This window comes from Microvirga sp. P4_G7 (assembly GCF_056401005.1).
The window spans coordinates 1-1,656 of the sequence record NZ_JBFUKD010000754.1 but is presented as its reverse complement, the minus strand read 5'-3'; the positions used below and the strand labels follow the sequence as shown (position 1 = coordinate 1,656).

Here is a 1,656-nt window from a genome sequence, read left to right as displayed (position 1 = left end):
GCCCAGAATCCCGGGGCCGCGGTTCCGATCGATCTCGTAACGACCTCGGGCAGCGGGCTCGACCCGCACATATCGCCCGAGGCGGCGCGGTTCCAAGTTCCCAGGGTCGCCGCAGCGCGAAGCTTGTCACCGGAGCGCGTTCTCGAGGTCGTTTCCAAGACCGCGGAGGGAAGGATTTTGGGGTTCATGGGAGAGGAGACCGTCAACGTCCTCAAGTTGAATCTCGCGCTCGATCAGCTAGATCGATAGAGAAGAGGTGGCATCTTTAGCTCCCGCCACATCGAGAATGACTATGCCCGATGATCGCCGCGCCAGTGACCGCCGCCCCTCGCCAGATGCGCTCCTAAAAGCGGCTGCGTCGGAGGGACGGGGGCGGCTGAAGATCTTTCTCGGCGCGGCTCCGGGCGTGGGCAAAACGTTCCAAATGCTTCAGGAAGCGGCCGCAAGACGCGACGAGGGTGTCGACGTGGTCATCGGAATCGTCGAGACCCATGGCCGCGCGGAGACCGAGGCGTTGGTCGCCGGACTCGAGTCGTTGCCGCGCCGGGCGGTCGATTATAAGGGGCATCGCCTCCAGGAGATGGATCTCGACGCCATACTCCGGCGTCGACCGCAGTTGGTTCTCGTCGACGAGCTCGCGCACACCAACGCGCCAGGGAGCCGCCATCCCAAGCGATACCTCGACGTGGAAGAACTGCTGGCGGCCGGCATCGACGTTCACTCGACGCTGAACATTCAGCACGTCGAGAGTCTCAATGACGTTGTCGCACAGATCACGCGCATTCGCGTGCGAGAGACCGTGCCCGACGCGATCGTGGATCGTGCGGACGATATCGAGGTCATCGACATCACGCCGCGAGACCTGATCCAACGTCTCAACGATGGCAAGGTCTATGTTCCAAAAACCGCACAGCGTGCCGTGGCGCACTACTTCTCTCCCGGCAATCTCACGGCCTTGCGCGAGCTGGCTCTTCGGCGCACAGCCCAGCGCGTCGATGAGCAGTTGGTCAGCCATATGCAGGAGAACGCCATCCCGGGCCCGTGGGCCGCGGGTGACCGCGTTCTCGTCTGCATCGACGAGAACGTCGGAAGCGAAGCGCTCATACGCTATGCGCGACGGGTGACGGCACGCTTGCAGGCTCCCTGGATCGCGTTGCACATCGAGACCGCGGGTGTACTGCGACGCTCAGAAGCTGAGAGCGACCGTGTGACGGACCTTCTCCGTCTTTCCGAGCGTCTCGGTGGCGAAGCCGTGACCATTCCTGGACGCGATGTCGCCAGCGAGGTCGTTCACTATGCGGAGACTCACAACGCTACACATATCATTATCGGGAAACCCGCCAAATCCCGCCTTGCGGAGGCGCTCCAGGGCYCGGTCGCGCATGATGTCATCCGGTTGGCAGGCGACATCAGCGTCCATGTCATCGCTCTCAACGAAGGCGAGGGGACAAAAGCCGTCGCCACGCGCGCGGCGCACGTCACAACGCGGTTCGAGGCGGCGCCGTATCTCTACAGCACGATATTCGTCGCAAGCGCTCTTGGGCTCAGCATGGTGCTGGATCGGTTTCTTGCGGTTCAGAACGTCGCTCTTGCGTTTCTAACCGCCGTCCTCGGCGCTGCCGCAACGCTCGGTCTCTGGCCCGCGCTGTACGCTTG

General features: G+C 63.1%; 2 protein-coding genes. Both read left to right on the top strand.

The window, feature by feature from the left end; all coding sequences use genetic code 11:
- On the top strand, positions 1-249 hold a 249-nt coding region (locus AC1DT3_RS20330), incomplete at its 5' end, for a potassium-transporting ATPase subunit C (protein WP_477467019.1).
- Between the two features lie 43 nt (positions 250-292).
- Positions 293-1,656: universal stress protein (locus AC1DT3_RS20325; protein ID WP_477467018.1), on the top strand; the 1,364-nt coding region annotated here is incomplete at its 3' end.